Source organism: Mesorhizobium sp. M2E.F.Ca.ET.219.01.1.1, from assembly GCF_004016445.2.
GTDB lineage: Bacteria > Pseudomonadota > Alphaproteobacteria > Rhizobiales > Rhizobiaceae > Mesorhizobium.
This window is the reverse complement of record NZ_SADT02000001.1, coordinates 669,085-686,588: the sequence shown is the minus strand read 5'-3', so window position 1 is coordinate 686,588 and position 17,504 is coordinate 669,085. Positions and strand designations below refer to the sequence as shown.

Annotated in this window: 21 protein-coding genes and 1 pseudogene; 13 read left to right on the top strand and 9 right to left on the bottom strand. The window is 59.3% G+C overall.

All coding sequences use genetic code 11. The features are described 5' to 3' along the window. Window positions 1-63: 63 nt before the first annotated feature. The 4 genes from EN862_RS03250 to EN862_RS03235 all read left to right on the top strand — a co-directional run bounded on the left by EN862_RS03250 (window position 64) and on the right by EN862_RS03235 (window position 2,278). Window positions 64-390 carry a conjugal transfer protein TraD gene (locus EN862_RS03250; RefSeq protein WP_127864419.1) on the top strand — a complete coding sequence of 109 codons (327 nt, stop codon included), beginning with the start codon at window positions 64-66 and terminating at the stop codon, window positions 388-390. A 1-nt stretch (window position 391) separates the two neighbouring features. Next, window positions 392-634 carry a conjugal transfer protein TraD gene (locus EN862_RS03245; protein WP_127864418.1) on the top strand — a complete coding sequence of 81 codons (243 nt, stop codon included), beginning with the start codon at window positions 392-394 and terminating at the stop codon, window positions 632-634. Window positions 635-1,264: 630 nt separating this feature from the next. After that, window positions 1,265-1,450 carry a hypothetical protein gene (locus EN862_RS03240; RefSeq protein ID WP_127864417.1) on the top strand — a complete coding sequence of 62 codons (186 nt, stop codon included), beginning with the start codon at window positions 1,265-1,267 and terminating at the stop codon, window positions 1,448-1,450. Window positions 1,451-1,999: 549 nt separating this feature from the next. Beyond that, a complete protein-coding gene (locus EN862_RS03235) occupies window positions 2,000-2,278 on the top strand; it encodes a hypothetical protein (protein WP_127864416.1) in 279 nt (92 codons plus the stop codon). Window positions 2,279-2,346: 68 nt separating this feature from the next. Here the strand turns inward: EN862_RS03235 and EN862_RS03230 are convergent, their stop codons facing one another. Next, window positions 2,347-2,637: a hypothetical protein gene (locus EN862_RS03230; RefSeq protein ID WP_127864415.1), complete on the bottom strand. Its 291-nt coding sequence runs from the start codon at window positions 2,635-2,637 to the stop codon at window positions 2,347-2,349. Window positions 2,638-3,306: 669 nt separating this feature from the next. Further along, complete coding sequence (locus EN862_RS03225) at window positions 3,307-3,855, bottom strand: J domain-containing protein (RefSeq protein WP_127864414.1); 549 nt, start codon at window positions 3,853-3,855, stop codon at window positions 3,307-3,309. 216 nt (window positions 3,856-4,071) lie between these two features. Between EN862_RS03225 and EN862_RS03220 the strand changes: the two genes are divergently transcribed. Continuing rightward, window positions 4,072-4,452: a YkvA family protein gene (locus EN862_RS03220; protein ID WP_127864413.1), complete on the top strand. Its 381-nt coding sequence runs from the start codon at window positions 4,072-4,074 to the stop codon at window positions 4,450-4,452. A 337-nt stretch (window positions 4,453-4,789) separates the two neighbouring features. Here the strand turns inward: EN862_RS03220 and EN862_RS03215 are convergent, their stop codons facing one another. Continuing rightward, window positions 4,790-5,056, bottom strand: a complete 267-nt coding sequence (locus EN862_RS03215) for a hypothetical protein (protein WP_127864412.1) — start codon at window positions 5,054-5,056, stop codon at window positions 4,790-4,792. Between the two features lie 292 nt (window positions 5,057-5,348). On the opposite strand from EN862_RS03215, the gene EN862_RS03210 reads away from it, so the two are divergent. Further along, window positions 5,349-6,608 (top strand): pilus assembly protein TadG-related protein, encoded by a 1,260-nt coding sequence (locus tag EN862_RS03210; protein WP_127864411.1) that lies wholly within the window; start codon window positions 5,349-5,351, stop codon window positions 6,606-6,608. A gap of 404 nt (window positions 6,609-7,012) precedes the next feature. Next, window positions 7,013-7,222, top strand: a complete 210-nt coding sequence (locus tag EN862_RS03205; RefSeq protein WP_127864410.1) for a hypothetical protein — start codon at window positions 7,013-7,015, stop codon at window positions 7,220-7,222. Between the two features lie 16 nt (window positions 7,223-7,238). On the opposite strand, the gene EN862_RS03200 is transcribed toward EN862_RS03205, so the two are convergent. Beyond that, the gene (locus tag EN862_RS03200) at window positions 7,239-7,667 is read right to left on the bottom strand and encodes an SgcJ/EcaC family oxidoreductase (protein ID WP_127864409.1); all 429 of its coding nucleotides are present in this window, start codon (window positions 7,665-7,667) and stop codon (window positions 7,239-7,241) included. 154 nt (window positions 7,668-7,821) lie between these two features. Beyond that, window positions 7,822-8,661: a class I SAM-dependent methyltransferase gene (locus EN862_RS03195; RefSeq protein ID WP_127864408.1), complete on the bottom strand. Its 840-nt coding sequence runs from the start codon at window positions 8,659-8,661 to the stop codon at window positions 7,822-7,824. Window positions 8,662-8,782: 121 nt separating this feature from the next. Between EN862_RS03195 and EN862_RS36750 the strand changes: the two are divergent. Further along, window positions 8,783-8,944: pseudogene (locus EN862_RS36750) on the top strand (transcriptional regulator); the annotation flags it as partial. A gap of 369 nt (window positions 8,945-9,313) precedes the next feature. Then, window positions 9,314-9,607: a hypothetical protein gene (locus EN862_RS03190; RefSeq protein ID WP_127864407.1), complete on the top strand. Its 294-nt coding sequence runs from the start codon at window positions 9,314-9,316 to the stop codon at window positions 9,605-9,607. 1,940 nt (window positions 9,608-11,547) lie between these two features. On the opposite strand, the gene EN862_RS03185 is transcribed toward EN862_RS03190, so the two are convergent. Next, window positions 11,548-11,784 (bottom strand): hypothetical protein, encoded by a 237-nt coding sequence (locus tag EN862_RS03185; protein WP_127864406.1) that lies wholly within the window; start codon window positions 11,782-11,784, stop codon window positions 11,548-11,550. A 120-nt stretch (window positions 11,785-11,904) separates the two neighbouring features. On the opposite strand from EN862_RS03185, the gene EN862_RS03180 reads away from it, so the two are divergent. The 3 genes from EN862_RS03180 (at window position 11,905) to EN862_RS03170 (ending at window position 13,548) form a co-directional block, all read left to right on the top strand. Then, the gene (locus tag EN862_RS03180) at window positions 11,905-12,366 is read left to right on the top strand and encodes a helix-turn-helix domain-containing protein (RefSeq protein WP_245519490.1); all 462 of its coding nucleotides are present in this window, start codon (window positions 11,905-11,907) and stop codon (window positions 12,364-12,366) included. Then, window positions 12,356-13,111, top strand: a complete 756-nt coding sequence (locus EN862_RS03175) for a class I SAM-dependent methyltransferase (RefSeq protein ID WP_127864404.1) — start codon at window positions 12,356-12,358, stop codon at window positions 13,109-13,111. Before EN862_RS03180 ends, EN862_RS03175 begins: the two co-directional genes overlap by 11 nt. 116 nt (window positions 13,112-13,227) lie before the next feature. Next, complete coding sequence (locus EN862_RS03170; protein ID WP_245519489.1) at window positions 13,228-13,548, top strand: thioesterase family protein; 321 nt, start codon at window positions 13,228-13,230, stop codon at window positions 13,546-13,548. 149 nt (window positions 13,549-13,697) lie between these two features. Here the strand turns inward: EN862_RS03170 and EN862_RS03165 are convergent, their stop codons facing one another. The 3 genes from EN862_RS03165 to EN862_RS03155 form a co-directional block, all read right to left on the bottom strand. Next, entirely contained in the window at window positions 13,698-14,024 is a 327-nt protein-coding gene (locus tag EN862_RS03165; RefSeq protein ID WP_127864403.1) for a hypothetical protein, read from the bottom strand. Between the two features lie 42 nt (window positions 14,025-14,066). Then, on the bottom strand, window positions 14,067-14,504 hold the full coding sequence (locus EN862_RS03160; protein ID WP_245519488.1) for a nuclear transport factor 2 family protein: 438 nt from the start codon (window positions 14,502-14,504) through the stop codon (window positions 14,067-14,069). 656 nt (window positions 14,505-15,160) lie between these two features. Then, a complete protein-coding gene (locus EN862_RS03155) occupies window positions 15,161-16,720 on the bottom strand; it encodes a winged helix-turn-helix domain-containing tetratricopeptide repeat protein (protein ID WP_127864402.1) in 1,560 nt (519 codons plus the stop codon). A 109-nt stretch (window positions 16,721-16,829) separates the two neighbouring features. On the opposite strand from EN862_RS03155, the gene EN862_RS03150 reads away from it, so the two are divergent. Next, the gene (locus EN862_RS03150; protein WP_127864401.1) at window positions 16,830-17,291 is read left to right on the top strand and encodes a cupin domain-containing protein; all 462 of its coding nucleotides are present in this window, start codon (window positions 16,830-16,832) and stop codon (window positions 17,289-17,291) included. Window positions 17,292-17,504: the final 213 nt, after the last annotated feature.

Here is a 17,504-nt window from a genome sequence, read left to right as displayed (position 1 = left end):
CCTGAAGCCTTCCGGAAGGCCGTCCCTTATCATCACCGCATCGACAATCGATGGAGACAGCACATGCGCAAACCACGGGACTTCGACACCGAACTGAAAGCACTAGAAGACAAGGCGCGAGAGCTCAAAACGCGGAAGGTACAGCAGCTCGGTGAACTGGTGATCGCCACCGGCGCCGATCAACTCAGCACAGACGAACTGGCCGGCGCGTTGGTCGCAATTGCCGAAACGAAGGACACCGGAAAGCGTGAGGCATGGGCTAAGCGTGGGGTGATGTTTTTCGAAAGCGGATCTCGGCGAACTGCTCCGGCAACTCAGCGCAACCTGCGCGGCGCTCCAGCGCAACCGGGCAGCCCACAATCGCCGGCAGGCGGCTCGGGCTCGCAATGACATGCGCACCTGGCAAATCGAGCGTCGCAAGCGCACTCGACATCTAATTGAACTCGGTGGTCTCGTCGTCAAGGCAGGCATCGTCGAACTGATCAACGACGATCGCGCCATCATCTATGGAGCTATGCTTTGGGTCGCCGCGAAGCTCCAGAGCCATGAAGGTGAGCATGCGCGCAACATTTGGGCCGTGAGGGGGAAGCAGGCATTGGACGCGGAACTGCGCAAGAGCAAAGGGGAAGTCTAACCTAGCAATGTTTGGGGAGCGCTGGGCACCCTCTAAGCAGTCGTTTGGTCACACCCGGACAACAACAACCTCGTTCATCCAAGGCGACAAGATGGTGCGAAAGCGTCAACAGGACTGTAGCCAAGGCAGGAAATTCACACATCAGCAGGCCAGCAAAACTATGCCCGTTGGCTTTGGCCAGCGGGCTTTTTGTAGCCGCCGACCGTGCGAAGGCAGCCTCGCTTCGACCGGCTCTGGCCGCTGGCGTGGCGAGCTCTCTGGTCGATGCGAAAGACTTTGCGACAAGATGGGACCCCGTTGCGCCGAGGCCGGGGAAGCGCAGGCCGTACGAAATGCGCGAGAAAGCTGCTATAGCTTGGCGCTATTCAGCGTGACGAAACCGAATTGGAAATGGTGCAGCGGCACATCCAGCGAGGACGTGAGCACATCGCGCGCCAATATCAGATAATTCGAAGAGTGCAAGGCCAAGGGCTTCCCGACTGAGGAAGCCGAACAGAAGCTGGCGGGCCCGCCAGCTTCAAAATGAGACACTGCCGGCATTCATCAGGACTCGCGAAATTGGTCGTGCAGAGATATATATTTCGCCGCTGCGCGGGGAATGGTTTTCGCCCCCGCTCATGTGAGGGACCCATGGCGAAATCAACTCTGTCGGCAATGGATGCCGACATCATACGATCTGCCTTCCTGAAAGAACTTCGCGAGAGCAAAGCGCCAGAGAGTCAGTGGCGGGAAATCGCTCTGCAACTGATCCAGTTGTACACCGGGCAGAGGGAAGTTGATCCCGACACGCTGGAATGGATCGTTAGGAAGCCGTAACGGCCAAAGACAATTTTGGCGAACCCGGTGAAACATTAGGGTTTGTCGCAAGTTGGATGTTTCAACGCCGCGTTGAGGCGAAGGCTGTCGCGTCGACGGGAGTGAGGATGCTTGACCCCGACAAAGAGCCGGCCCCAGCAGAGCGGGCTCTTTCTGTGAAAGTACCCGAGCGAGACGTAACCAAGGTTATTGCACGGCGGGCGGCGAACTACTTCTTCGACCGGCGATCACACACGATGAGGTCGGGCTTCCGTTTTCCTCAAAAATTCAGTTTCGAAGGGCTGCCGTCGCGACATTGCCGGCCTAAGCGCTTCAAGACCATAGCGCCGAAGGCGGCAACCGCAATTACAGCATTTCCGTCCGCGACGAGCGCGGCCAGGTTGTCTACACCCTGACCCTGGCCTTGTGACGCTTTCCATCATTAGGTCACCCCAAAGCAGCAGACGGAGCGGCCGCTCGCGCTAGCGGATTGCCTGAGGCGGCGATTGGAACCTCTGTCGGTAAGCGCACGTTTCCTTCTAGGATTATTATCTTAAGGAGGTAGGTCCGATGAATATCAAGATGTTCACAATGGGCGCCCTTGCGCTCGCGATGATGAGTGGTGCAGCAATGGCTGGGTCCACGTCTGCGCTGGACGACCCAGCCAAGATGTCGCCGTTCTTCACCGACGCCGGGATGAAGACTCTAAGGTCGGAAGCCGATTTCAAAACGGCCTGGATGGCGATGAAACCGGACGAACGAACCGCGGTGCTGAAAGACTGCGGCGACGCCACGCTCAACAAGGCGCATGCTGACTTCTGCGCTATGGCCAAGAAGATGGGTGGCTAACTGTTCTCTCCGGCCGACCACGAAGGCGGACCCCTGGTGTCCGCCTTTTATACGAAGATCCGCGATTGTCAGTGGGCATTGGCTGATGGGGCGGTCTTGCCCTGAGTGGCCGCCGGCATGTCGCGGGTCGCGGCACCCGTCTGTGTGTCAGTGGCTGGGACAGTATGGTCTTCGCCCGACAGCGGACTGCCGCCGCCAGGCACGTCCTCGGCTGTAGGAGCCTTATTGTTTATGCCGTTCTGGAATGGTTGGCTGTCGGTCGTCAAACCGCCTGCCGCCGTGGCGGTAAAAAGGTGATCGGCTGCCGACGCGGGTCCGGCGAGCAGCGATACGGCCGCTATGAGGATAAATGTTCGCATCTGGGTTCTCCGATGATTGCCCGTCCGATGCGCGACCTAGTTCGTTCGGAAGGCCAACAGCGTCAAAGACGGGGCCGTCCCTTCCAGGTCTGAACGCCGTGCCTCGTCACCCGGTTCCCGCGCTACGCGGCAGCGCGTCGGGTGCGCTCCCCGAAAGAGAAGGTTCAAGAGTCACAACTAAGATCAGCGGAACCTAGTTTAATATGCGGCTCATGCTTATCGAAAGATGAACACGCGCGGCGCCAGTTTCCTCGACCGTGGGATGGCAGACCATCTGCCTGGAGCGGGGACGGATGACCCCGCCGCGATAAGCATCTGACCGACTAAGCGATGAAAGCTGCGGACCGGGAGGGCATTGAGATCTACGAGGAAGCCGGCAGCGACTTCGAGGTTATCGCGGCGGCAGTGCAGCGCCGCCGAGGCACCCTTGGCCGACGAAAAGCTCCATGATTCCTGACGGCCCGGTTCGCACGGGAAGCAGGCTCTCGGAAGGCCAGGCCAGCGAACTGGACCAAGTGCATCGGCACCGACTGGGATTCACTCTCTCCCGCGGCTTCAAAGGGCTTGAGAGCATGACGCTTGCCGATAAGCCTCGCTTATGCGATCCGCGAGATAAGCGTGACCAGGAGTTGACCGAGCGGACTGGCCAAGGGCCTTGTTCGTTGAATGTTAGCTGGCCGTGCTCTCTAGCAGTCTTGTAGCGACCGGCCTAGCGTCCTGACGTTCCGAATAGGCGCGATCAATGCCTTGCACCGTGATCGCGAATGTCCCGTTCTCTGTCCTGCCGATGAAACCCTTCGCCTTAAGGTACCAGAGGTGGAATTCTAGGTGCTCGCGAGGGCAGCCCGACAGGCGCTCGAGCTCTTCGTCGCCGATGCCCGGATTGTTGACGTCTTGCCGCCGCTTCGCACAGAGCAGTGCGAGCACTCTTGCCTGGACGATCGTGTCCTTCTCAACCACGCGGGGGTCGCTAGCTTCCTGAGCCGTCTCACGCTGGTGGCCCAAGTACTCTCCGTAGAGGATGTCGTATTGGGCGCGGGCGGCAGGATCTCTCAGCGTGTTGTGCGCCTCTACAAGGTCGCTAAAGCGCCGTTCATCGCCAGTTTCCCCGTTATCGGGATGGTATCGTTTGGCGAAGTAGCGGAAGATTCGCTCGATAGTTTCAGACGTCGCTCTCGGACTGATTTCCAACAGCTCGTAATAGTTGACAAAAGTCATCGTGGTGCTTCCCCAAGCCACCACCCCCAAGGATAAAATCGCGCAGGTTCATAGCACACGCAAGTTCGCGTACGCTGGATTCGACTGAATAGGTTAACCGGCGCCCGCTGAAACCCGCCCTGCGAGGCCCAAAACACCTGCCTCCAACCCGACGAGCTGCGGCACAGGAACCCTTTAGGCAGTGACGCTCGTCCGTAGCATGCCTATGTATGGAACATGTCGTTTCTGGCTTCTGCAAAACGATGGGCGCGCACCGTAAAGCGCGATGTCGTGGCGCTCTGGATTGCCGCGCGTGATCCGCGCGTACCGTGGTATGCGAAGGCTACCGCGGGGGCGGTTGCTGCCTATGCCCTTAGCCCCATCGACGTCATCCCGGACTTCATTCCGATCATTGGCTATCTTGACGATCTTGTCATCGTGCCGCTCGGTATAATGGCCGCTGTTCAAATGATCCCTGTGGCGTTGATGGAAGAGTTCCGGGAGAAGGCAGCCAGCCAAGCGAAGCCGGTCAGCAAAGCCGGTCTGGCATTTATGATATTGGTCTGGATCGTCTCGGCGGTCTCGTTGACGTGGATGTTCTGGCCGAGAGCGGCCTAGGCGGTGGCGATGCGTGTCATTTTCAGATGTGATCCCAGAAGCAGCGGACAAGCCAACAGCTCTAGCAACAATTGGGAAACAACCTCACACCTACCTATAGAGGGCTGTGCGCCAAGCACGATCCGGCCCAGATCGTTCACGGTGGCCTTGCGCCGCTTGTCCGCGACATTCAAGAGCGGTTTTGTACCTGATCATCCCCGCGTCATTGGCGGGGCTGTCTAGCCAGCAAAGACGTGGACGATGGCGAAGGCTATGCCGATCGCAAGGCCCGTAGCGAGGCTTTTCACCGACGCTGCAAGTTTCGCCATGCGTTGGACTTTCGGGAGGAGGGTGTTGATCACCAGACGCGCCAGGCGATCACGCACAAAACCGCGAAGCACATCCAAACCCCTATGCGGAGGTCGACAAGGAACTTGTCTCCGGCGCTTAGGATGGCGGCGATATCGTCGGTAGCCTTGTCCATTATGGTTGCGAGATCCTGCTCAAAGGCCTCGTGCCTTTCCCTCCAGTCTTCTCGCGTCATCCTGTCCTTGGCTTCCTTCCGAGTGCCATCTCTTGGATTCTGATCGGGAAGCAATCCTTTAGCATAAGGTACTTTAGTCATAGCTAAACTCTTGGTTTTTGTGACTATACTTATAAATCACATCACCAGTTTCTCACTTATAAATTTCATTTTGCCCGGCCTTGCTAATCACACAGCCATCACGCCGGTGTCCTAATAAACCAGGCGAACAGGCTCTTGAACGCTGCTCAGACTAAGGTCTCGATCCGTGATCGCCGAACGGGCGCTAATTCGCCTCTAAGGTCTGACCGGCGCAAATCGAGCGAAAAAATTATCCATTCGTTTATCGGGGGTGCTGAACGTGATGTCTGGGATATCTTAGGCGCGCTCGGCCATGGGCTCTTCAGGTCGGTTCTTCAGACATCATTCTTTCCGGCGCTTCTTTCGGCGCTTTTGCGAAGGCAAGGGCGGCAATGTCGCGACCATCGTCGCGTTCACCCTGCCGGTAGTCGTCGGCGGCGCGGGGCTGGGTGTCGAGACGTCGTACTGGTACTATTCGAGCCTGAAGCTGCAGGCGATCGCGGACGCGGCCGCCTATGCTGGCGCGCTCGAAAAGATCCAGGGGTCCGACACGGCCGCCATCACCGCGGCTGCCACGTCATCGGCGACCTCGAACGGGCTGGGCGGCGGCACCATCGTCGTCAACACGCCGCCCACCTCGGGACCGAACACGGCCAAGAAGGCGGTGGAGGTGATCCTCAACCAGAACCTCGACCGGTTGTTCACCGCCATCTTCACCCAGACAAAGGTGCCGGAACAGGCGAGGGCGGTGGCGCTGATCACCGACGCTTCAAAGGCCTGCGTGCTGGCGCTAAACCCCTCCGCCTCGCAGGCGGCGCTGTTTTCCGGCAGCACGAGCGTCAAGTTTACCGGCTGTTCGGTCATGTCGGATTCGATCGCCGGTGACTCAATCAAGGTGCAGGGCTCGGCAGGGTTGCAGACCGATTGCCTGATTACCGCCGGTGGCGTTGTGCTGAACAACGTGGTGACCATGGACCCTTCGGTCTGCAAAGCCCCGATAACCCAGGCCCTTCCGGCGTCCGATCCGTTCGGTAGCCTGCCGGCGCCTTCGGCCAGCGGCTCCTGCCAGAATGTCAACGGCGGCAAGTCGACGCAAACAATCCAGCCCGGAACTTATTGCAATGGTATGAACCTCAACGGCAATGTCACGCTTTCTCCCGGCGTCTATGTCGTCCAGGGCAATTTGAAGATCAACGCCGGTGCGGTGATCCAGGGCGACGGCGTAACCATCTACATGTCCGGCAGCAACACCGTCAGCATGAACGGCAATGCCACGGTGACGCTGAGCGCACCGACCTCGGGCACCTATTCCGGCGTGCTGTTTTACGGCGACAGGACGGGTATCGCGGCGCAAAGCACCTTCAACGGCACTGCGACCTCGCTGTTGACCGGCGCAATCTATTTTCCCAGGCAGCAGGTCAATTATCTCGGCAACTTCTCAGGCGTGAACGGCTGCACGCAGGTCGTCGCCGACACCATCCAGTGGTCGGGCAACTCGACCATCAACCAGGACTGCTCGAGCCTCGGCATGAAGACCATCCCGGCAGCGCAGTCGGTCGCAGTGGTCGAATAGCGGCCCTTGCCCATCTGCAAAACATCGTAAAGCGGGCGGTCTCCCAACAGTTGAGCCCGCGCAGGCGATGCCACCTCATGGGCGAGCATCGTCCAGGCCGGATCCACTGAGCCAAATTTGCCTGGAACATGTGCCGCTCTGGGTGGATGCGGTTGTTCAAAACGAGAGGTGATGCGACCAGCTGTCTCAAAAGCGTCCCCTGTTGCCTCCGAGCTACAGCCATGGGGTTTACGCTGCATTAGGAGAGAGTTGTGTGGGGTTACAGCCCGGGTTCGGCGGACCGCTCGGGAAAAGATGGGGCGCACGACGTTCTTGAAGAAAAAGCCCGTCTGCTTCGGCGGACGGGCTTTTTTCTTGCCTAAAATCTCGAATGGGATTTAGCTCGGAGTGCCGGGAAGATCCTCATGCCGATTTACCAAAGAGCCGAGGAAAGTGGCATTTTCAGTTCATCCGAAGTCGCGCTGCTCGGACGCGTGTTCGACAAACTGAAGGACGAACATCAATCCCCAGAGCGACGTGAAGCCCTCGCATCTCGTCTGCTGGCAAACTACCTGGCAGGGATCACGGATGAGGCTGAACTGTTGTCAGTATCTAAGTTGCCGCTTGGGCGCTAGATACCTGTTGCCGTCCTCACCTCGTTTTGGAGGGGGGAGCAATTGCGCCTGGAACTATGTCGGTGTTCTGCGCCACCTTGATCAGCCAGCCGGACTGTTCCTCCTTAACAATCAGAAGCAGGATGCCTTTCCGCGGTCCGGCTGGTGAGCCGTCCGGAGCGGATGCACCGGTCAGAGTCCAGGTATAGTGCACCGATGCAATGCCCGGAGATAGTTCGATGACCGACGAGACGACACCCTCTAACTGGCTGTCGCGGAACATAGTTTCATGAGTTGCACGGTGGGCCGCTTCGATCTCGCTGCGATTTCTCCACCACATGCCCACGACATTGACGAAATTGGCGTCCTCGCAGAACAAGGACGCGAAGTCATCCATATCGTGTCGATTCCAGGCGTCGGCAAAGGCGCGACCGACATCTGAGGGTCTGCTAACTTTCAGCCCCATGTGATGTGATCTCCATCGCATTCCTCGCGCCCGGTCTGAGGATAGCCGCATCGTCTAGCGTTGTCACGGAGGCGGCGGGAGGCAGAGTCTTCTTCGGTCTGCGCGGCTACCAATAGCGATGCCGTAATTCGCTTAGCGCAGCAGCGACCTTCACTCACGCGCGGCGACGAGCGACAATGGCTCCGAGCGTAATTTGGTTAGCCTCGAGCATTCTCACCATGTTGCGCGACTTGAGGCTTGCTGTCTGTCCCTGCAACAGATGCAGACCGAGCGGCGACGGGCCGCCAGCTGCCGATTGCGCCGCCAGCCTGTCCCGATGATGCCCTAGCGCAATCTCACGCCGATCTTCCTCGCGGATAATCTCAAAGCCCGCATTGTCGAGAAGATTGCGCATTTCTCCCGCGGTCACAAGAAAACTCGTCTCCTCCGTCTCGGCCCACGGTAGCGGAAACAACAGACCCTCCCGTGGTCCCTTCATCACGTCATAGATTGCAAGCATGCCCCCCGGTTTCAGCACGCGCGCGATTTCAGCATACAGGCGCGGTCGGTCGGCGATATTCATCGCAACGTGAAACGTTACCGCGGCATCAAATGTCGCTTCCGGCCAGGGCAGGGCGAGAGCGCTGCCGACATGGAGATCCACCTTATCGGCAAGTCCAGTCCGCTCGGTCAGCATCGTTCCAACCCGCACATATTCATCGGTCAGGTCGATCCCCGTTGCGCGGCATCCACATTCGGCCGCGAGATATCGGGCGACGCCACCCAAGCCGCAACCAACATCGAGGACGTGAGCATTTTTTGGCAGGCTCATCATTCCGATGACGTGTTGCGTCGCTGCTCGTCCACCCATGTGGAACTCGTCAACAGGAGCAAGATCGATCGGAGACAGCGTGTTCAGTTTGCCAGAAACCTTCAGTGCGTCGAGAATCAGTGTTCCAAGGCCCTCTACGGTGTAATGGTCAGCAACGGCAGTTTCATTGACCCCAGTCACCATTCCACACCTCTCAAGGTTTTGCTCATGGCCTGCTCACCGCCCACGCGGGCAATATGGCGTGATTAGCCCGAGAGTGTCACCATTGGCGTCATCGCACCAGTATTGGTGAGCTCCTAGCTACGTCCGGAAATCAGGCGAGCGGTTACGGGTAACCGGGCAGCTTGTCGACGCGGCTAGCGGCAACCACATTTGGGCGGAGCGCTACGACCGCCCCCCGCCTCCGATAATTTTTGTGGTGCAGGACGAGTTCACTCTCAGTGTGATCGCGGCAATCGAGCCGCAGTCTCTACGCTGCCGACTCTGACCAGCACCCGCTTCAGGAGCGGAGGCGGAACGTCTGCTTGCTGGGCAGGGAAGAACCATAGCGCATCTCATGGTCCGCTGCATCGACCTGACCCGATGTGAAGGTTCCGCGGTCCTCTCAATTGCATCGCCTGCAGTTGCGTCCTGGTTCAATCCCAGGTGCCTGTGGACGGTAAGCCCGCGTTCACGATGTGGCGGCATTCTGATTGAAGACAAATACAGTGCGCCTAATTTGGACCTGCGTCCTTTGAGACGCGCCCCGCGCCCAATATTGGCAACCGTCGCTTCAATAATCCAGATGCGTAGGTTGCTGGAATTTTCAAGGCGGGGATTTCGCGGGGCGAAGATCATGCAATGGCTTGAGCGCATGAATACGGGCATGTCCGCCAAAGAATTTCTGGTAGTGCCGCCCAAGGAATCCCGATACGAAAGCGCATCATATCGGGCGCAGATGGAGGCCGCTCTATCGGCTGCCATGCCGGATTATACGTTTATCGTGACGCTTGACCATCCCCGGCGGCAGGAAGACGAACACATCTTTGTTGAGCCGAACGGCGTAGTGCTCGATCTGGTCCCGTTTTTACAGCGCGTTGCCGAGGCACTGGCGCCGTTTATTGCCGACAAGGCACCGAGGCTGAACTAGCCGGTCCCGCGGACAAACGATGCCCGGCCTGCGGGGGAGTCGGGGGGACTTCGGGCGGACAGGCCGGGCCCTTACCCCGGTTGAAGTGCGGGGCAGACCCGCATTATGCGCCAGCGTTGATCTCTCGACATTAACAATTTTAGCTATCACTACTAAAGCCGGTCGTAGAGGCGGCGCATCGGGTGCTGACGCGGGTCTACGCCGCCAGGGCCACGGAAACGCGGCCCTGCCTCAGTTCGAGACCTGTCGCACGATGCTTAAGAGTTTGTGCGGGCCGTCGCTGCAGAAGCGAAGCAGAAATCGCCAGACTCACGGAGGCTCGACACTGTCCAGCCGCCCAGCCTGCCTTCATCCCCGCGAGGCCACATGACCTGCCCTCCCATTCGCGTTTGCTTCCGACTGCTGGAAAATCATCCGGGCGGACCGTCGCCACCACAAGGGACCAAAAGCCTTTCGACGACGCCATGCGAGCGCGTCGCCGGCGGCATGCGCCAGTTGGGGATGCGGGATTGATCCGGTCGCGACCGGCAAGGGCGGGCAAGGGCTCTGAAACCCAATGGCGTATTGAATTTGGCCCGGCTGCTATTTGGCCGGGTTGCTTCGCCTGACCGACCCGTTGAGCGACTGAGGTCCCAAAATGCCGCGCATAGGTCCAAGGTAGTTTGCTGGAAATTTATGGTTACCGTAACGTCAACACTGCGCATCCATTTCGGGTGTGCAGGGTGAAGGGGCATGTTCATGAGGTTCGTTATTTCTATTGGCGCAGCTATCGTACTGACAATGACTGGTGCTTCCGTTGCGAAAGAAAAGAAGGTGGCCCTAAAGCAGGGTGCGAGCCTGTGTTCCACAAGCGCAAACGGTTCGGTCACCCCGAAACTTGATTGCAAGTCGACAGGGACGGTTGTGCAAGGATCGGATGGGTCCCAAAATGCGCTGGGGCCGCGATTGGGCTACAGTTCCAGCCCGTGGTTCGTTTTATCCGGCTTCTGAATAGCTGACCGGTTACGCGACGTTTGTCGGTCCGGGCTCCTAATGTGGCCGGCGTTTTCTCCGCGAGATGGGGAACGTGAAGTTGGGATCCTGGTTCTCATGGAAGGGCCGAGGCCCCCAAGAGATATGACCCCTCGGTCTCAGGCCACCGACTGCTTTGGTCCCCAACCCGCCCGCAAAGCGATTCGAGGGGAAGCTCGATATTTCCTTAATCGTATAATATCGACGCGACGCCTGAGGTCCAGCGATGACCACGGGTGGCCCGGTAATCTCCATGTCGAACTGGGCCGCGATCGCTTTTATTTCGGCGAGATCGCGCGGAATCTTCAGTCCCTCCGCGGCGACCGCCGGAAAAAGCCTTCGAGCCCGCCGGGTGACAAGATGGTGATCCATCGCGCACGTTCGATGACTACGAACGTGTCCTTGATGCCCACACTCGCAAACTGCAACGCCCCGGCCTGGGTTCTTGCAAGCTTTCGACTCGGTGCGCCTCGGCCGGAATTGCGAGTGCTTTTGGCTAAGCGGATTTAGGTCGGTTTTCATCGACGGCTCCAAAGTGAGGTTCCGAGCCCTTCAGTGGGGTTAATGCCAGCTTTTTCGGTTCGAAACGAGGCGGAATGAGTTCCCACCAGCGGCGCGTGCTGGCACAATCCGTGGCAGGGCCAATGCTTTTTTCTGATTCGAAGGCCTCCCACACTCGGTAACCGACAGCTCGCACCCGCCCCCCAGCCCGGCCGTCGGTTGCCAGTTCTTTTGGGGCTCTGCATCCTTCGGCCGAGTGGCGACGATGCGCCGACTTGAGGCAAGCGAGGCGCCCCAGCATCGATTGTCAGCCGCTCATGCTCCAAAAAGGAATGCCAGACCACCTGCCGCGCGTCCCGCCGCGGCTGCGCGATATTTCAACGAGAACGTCGCTTTGATGGTCAGATTCAAGTTAAAGCGAAGCTTGATCAAACCTGCAGAATTGCAGTGCCCACCTTGGCGGGAACAATGGGCAAGCGCGGACCACGGTCGTTGAGTTTGAGTACGACTGTGGCTCGAACGTCAGGAACGGGCAAGGGTGCGAGGAGAGATGGCGCGTGACGGTAAAGAACCTTGCCGGTTACTTGCTGCCCGGTGAAATCAAGTCGGCCGAGGATCTCAAGCCCGGTGATCACGTGAATGTCGGTTTCCTTCGCGCCAGGCATTTGTTTCGGGCATGTTGTGCCATGGCGTCTCCGTTTGGCGCTCGCAGCCCACTTGAAATTACATTAGCGCTAATGTAATTTGCGATCATGACCCTACGCATTAAGCCAGGTTTGGGAGAATTGCTCCGCTTTGTCGGCGAACTGGTCGATCAGGGCGCCGAGGCGCAATACCGCGCCCTCAATCTCAACTATCGCGCAAGGTATACGCCGGTGCTACGCGCAGTCAGGGCTGGCGCGGAAAGCGTCACCGACATCACGGCCCGAACCCGTCTAACCCAAGGCGCAATCAGCCAGACCATAGGTCTGATGGTGGCCGACGGGATCGTTGCCAGGCATAGCCTCGAAGATGGCCGGAAAAGCGGCGTTCACCTCACTGGCCGCGGGGAGGAATTGTTGGAGACACTCGAACCGCTATGGCTTTGCACCTTCAAGGCCATCGACCAATTAGAAAAGGAAATCGGCCATCCACTGCTTCGCGTTCTGGAGGACGCCGCGCTCGCACTCGAGCGACAGGACTTCGCCGCTCGCCTGAGGGCCGCCGGTGTTAAACGCCACACAGAGGAGCCTGTCGATGGCGACTGAAACGAAAGTATCAAGGAACTGGTTCGATCAGGGCGGTCGCGATTATGCGCGCTTCAGGCCGGAATATCCCTCGGCAATTGCGCGGTTTCTTGCCGAGGCAGCGCCCACTCGCCGCCGAGCGGTGGATGCAGGCTGCGGCAATGGACAGCTTACGACCCAACTGGCTGACCATTTCGATGAGGTAATTGGGCTCGATCCCAGCGCCGACCAGATTGCAAACGTCACGATCCATCAGCGCGTCCGCTATATCTGCGCACCAGCTGAGAACATCCCCCTGCCCGATCGCAGCGCCGACGTCATAACTGCCGCGCAGGCGGCTCACTGGTTCGACCTGCCGCACTTCTATGAAGAGGTGCGTCGGATCAGTTGCGACAATGCGTTGATTGCATTGATCAGCTACGGCGTTCTGCAACTCGGCTCCCCTGAGCTCAACGAGCGGTTCAACCAATTCTACAGGCGGGAGATAGGGCCTTATTGGCCGCCGGAGCGCAAGCTCGTGGACACGGGCTATGCGACAATTCCGTTCCCGTTCTCCGAGCTTCCGCCTCCGCAATTGTTCATCGACCGCAGTTGGGAACTGCGCGATTTCCTCGGCTACATATCCACGTGGTCAGCGACGCGGCGCGTCATCGAAGCCGGCCGGGAAGATATCCTCGAAAGCTTCGTCACCGATCTGTCCCGACACTGGGGAGAAGGCGAGCAGCCCGTAATCTGGCCCGTCAACATGAGGCTAGGCCGCCTGTGAGCCACAGCGCTATCCGCTCTCCCCTGCGACCTGGACTACGCCACAGTGAACAGCTTGTCGTGGCGCCCCAACACACCGTTCCGGAAATCGATGGAGGATGGCCCGGCTTCCGTGACATGCCGGAGGTGCTCGCCACGGCCATAATGATCGGCTTTATCGAGCAGACCTGCATCGAAGCGTTGCGTCCATGCCTCGCGGCCGAAGAACGCACTGTAGGCACCCATGTCGATGTCAGCCACGTGGCGGCCACCGCCGTCGGCATGACCGTCACGGCCGACGTCGAGTTGAGTTCGGTCGAAGGAACAAAACTTCGCTTCCTGGTCCGATGCTCGGATGAGGCCGGTCTTATCAGCGAAGGGACGCACGAAAGATCAATCGTTGATTTCGATACATTCTGGAAGCGCGTGATGGAAAAGAAAAGAAACTGCAATGTTTGAGGCTTCTCCGAACGGAGGACCGACGTCGGCGAGGCCGAAATATCCGGCGTTGTCGGCGGCTCAGGTGCCTGCTCAGCGGGTTCCTGCTGTGGTCGAGGTAGCGTCCTTCAGCCACGGAACGTGGCCGCGCCCGCGATCGCTCCTTGCGATCAGCGCTCGGGCAGTCCCGCCAACTTCAAGCCTTCGGCCACCTGGTTTGCCCATTCCGGGGTGTTGTGAAAGACAGGCAACGACCGGAATCGCTCGATCGTGAAACTCGGCTGGGCGGCCGTGAGCTTTTGTGCGGCCCAGCGTGCCGTCTCCAGATCGCCGTTTATCGCCGACCAGGCGGCGAGGTATCGATAGGACGTGATGATGTCGGGATGGGCGATGCCCTGCTGTGCTTGGAGATTTTGTCGGATCTGGCAGCGAGACCATCGGACCGCAAACAGTACCTTCGGTACGATCCTGCTTGACTGGCAACCCTGCTGCAGCAAGCGCTTGCGAGATCGAATCGCTTCCCCAAATCACAACCGCGTTTATTGGCGGAGTACCGAATCTGCCGGCTGAGCCGTCGTTATCGGATCGGCATGCCGATGCACAATCTTCCAGACACCATCTTCTGGGCGAAAGACGGTCGTCACGCGCAACGCCAGAGGCGCGACATCGCTCCGGCCGCCGACCTTGGACCTGAGCCGTTCTACTTCGACGAGGTATGCCAGCTCAGGCGTCACACACTTCACTATGCAATCGAAGCCGGCAGCGTCGCCGTCCCTGTAATGCGATGCCGCTTTCTCCATCGTCTCAACGACCTGCTTCCATCCATGCGCGAAAGGGCCAAAGGGATTGCCCAGCGTTACATCGTCTCGTTCGGAGTAGAGCTTCTTCGCGGACGTGTGGTCTCCTCTCATGAACTCACGCAGAGCCAGGTGGTATTTTTCAACCGCTTGATCGAAGTCATTGGCGTCGAGTGACACATCATCCTCCCGTCGTTTTATTTCTGAGCCAGACTGGCGACTCTCCAGGTCAACGTTTTGTCTGTCCGCAGCGGTGAGGCATTTCGCTCACTGCGCCGCAGTGCAGGTTGGCTCGGTCAGTATAGCACGGCGCAGACAAAGTTCGCGTCAGCGTGTCGAGATGGTAGCGGGTCGGTTTGAAAGTCGAGGGTCAATGATAACCGGAGTGCCAGATACAACTGTGACCTTCATGACCTCGTGTCCGCCGATATCGCGAACTGTGCAGACTATATCGCGGCTCTCACCGTGGGCGGTCGGTACGGCCACGAACCTGCGCACGATTTCGAAGGCGCGGTCCTGAGCCTCAAGTGGGCTTTTTAAGCTGGTCCCACGTGCGTCTTGATAGACCTCCCATTACGGGAGAGTTCGAAAAAGAATCTGGGCATGGCGGGTTATAACTGCCCAGCAGCGGAAAGGTTCAGCCGGCGGTCATCACGGTCAATGCTTGTCGCCCTAGGCGAGTGCCTGCCCAGCAGAGCGCGGAAGGCCATAGCAATGGCGCGCGCAAGGCTGGCTCCGCGCGACCAATGCGCAGCGTAGGCGTCGCAACGACGCATCCGATCCATTGCATATCGAGCTTCCCTCGAACCGCCCGGCGAGCTCGTGCAGTTTGTCAGCTATCCCGGCAGTCCGGCTTCCCGCAGCGCGTTGCCAAGAGCCTTCGCAAGCGCGGGGGCGCAATTCACCCCTGCAAACTGGCGGCTGTAGCGAAAGCCCGGCTGCAATTCGAGCACGCGAGCCGCGGCCGCCCTCGCCTCGTCCAACCGGCCAAGCTTGGCCAGCGCGGCGGCCAATTGCATATAGGTGATGCTGTGTGCCGGATTGGCTTGGACGGACTTGTAGGCAGCACGGCAAGCTTCTTCATAACGTCCGCGCAGCAAATGGCTCATCGCCTGCGCGTCAAATGCGGCCCAGGCCCAGGAATCGAAGGGGCTCAGCCGCAAACCCTGCTTGCTCCATTCTATCGCTCGCTCCGCTTCACCGCTCCATCCGAGAATGACGCTGCCAAGTATGTAGGTCAGAGCCGATGACGGGCTGATGGCGAGGGCGGCTTCCAATGCCGCGAACGCAGCGGCACGATCATGTGCATCCATTGCGATGGAAAAGCCCGCCCATGTCAGGGCGAGAGCATCATCCTGTCCGTGGACGATGGCCGACCGCGCGTGCCGGATCGAAGACGCACGATTGATCTCCTGCAGGCCGGCGCGAAGGAACAGGCAGTGATGGCACATCGCCGCGTTGCCATGCGCCAGCGCATAGGTAGGTTCGAGCGCGATCGCACGCTCGAGAAGGACCAGCGCTCTGGTCACTTGCTCCGGCATGCCTGAATCGACATCAGGCTGGGCCTGCAGCACGAGATCGTAGGCATCGAGGCTATCGGGGCGTTTGCGCCTGACACGTTCAATTTCGGCCTTCCGCACGCTTGGCGCAATCGCGCCCACTGCTGCCAGCGCGATCTCGTCTTGAAGCGCGAAGATGTCGTCGGAGCTGCGGTCATAGCGCTCGGCCCAGACATGGGCGCCGGTCGAAGCATCGATCATCTGCGCGGTAACCCGCACGCTACGGCCGGCCTTGCGCACACTGCCTTCGAGCACATAGCGAACGCCAAGCTCGCGGCCGACCTGCTTCACGTCGACGGCGCGATCCTTGTAGGAGAAGGTCGAGTTTCGCGCGATGACGAACAGCCATTTGATGCGTGCTAGGCCTGTGATGATATCGTCCACCATCCCATCGGCAAAATATTCTTGCTGGGGATCGCCGCTCAAATTCGAGAATGGCAGGACCGCGACGGACGGCTTCTCAGGCAAGCTCGGTCCCGACGTGGCGCGGGCGGCCAAGGTATCGGGAACATTGGTGTCGACGGCAGGTCCGACGTAGCGGTAGCCACGGCGCGGCAATGTTTCGATCCATTTCGCGACATCAGCCGCATCGGCCAATGTCCGGCGCAAGGCTGCGATCTGAACCGTCAGATTGTTGTCGGCAACCGCCGATCCGCCCCAGCCGGCGTCGATCAGCGCGTCTTTGGACACAGGTTGGCCGGCGTTCTGGATCAGCAGGCGCAGCAGCGCGACGGCGCGCTGCCCGAGCATAGTCGGCTCATCTCCGTAAAAGAGGATGCCCACCTCCGGATCGAGGCGAAAAGGGCCAAAGCGGTAGACGTCGCCCCTGACTGTCATTGGAGCCTTTTAGCAAATTTTTGGCAACGGATTCACGACTTTCCGGCGCGATCGGCCGATGTTGCGCGAACGCTTGCGAGAAACAAGCGCCCTGTCAGAGGAGGATCATATGAGCGCTGCTGCCGTCATCCGCATGCCTGACGAGAAGAAGGGCGTCATGTTGCGGGGCTATCCGATGGCGTTCCTCGTCACCGATGAAAATACCAGGCATACGAGTATGTTCGACTGGACGATCCCGCCGGAATTCGCCACTGGGCGGCATGTTCACCGGGTGCAGGAGGAGACCTTCTATCTGCTCGAAGGCGAGTGTGTATGGCATGTCGGCGACAGGACGATCCGTGCAACGCCGGGAACCTTTCTGTTCATCCCGCCGGGAGTGTCGCACAACATCACCAATGTCAGAGAGAAGCCTGCGCGCGTGCTGATGACCGTCTCTCCGCCTGGCCACGAGCATTATTTTGAAGAGCTGGCCGCGCTCGCGGCGCGTGGGGCGCCAGATCCAAAAGCGCTCGCCGATCTGCGAAACCGCTACGACACCGACCAACTGTCGACGCTGACGACGCGTGCGTGAAAGGGGTAAGCGAAATGACCTTGGGACCGCAATCGTCGCGCTGCTCACCGACGATGTCAGGTTTCAGGACGTCCGCGGCCTGGTCGCTACGGCCGCGATTGGGCGCAAAGCCGCTATTCGCCTTGGGAAACGTGGACTGACTTCAATTCGCAACGCCGTTCAGAGGAGAAGGTTGGTTTCGGGTTTGTGTCCCTCTATCAGCCCTCTTAAACG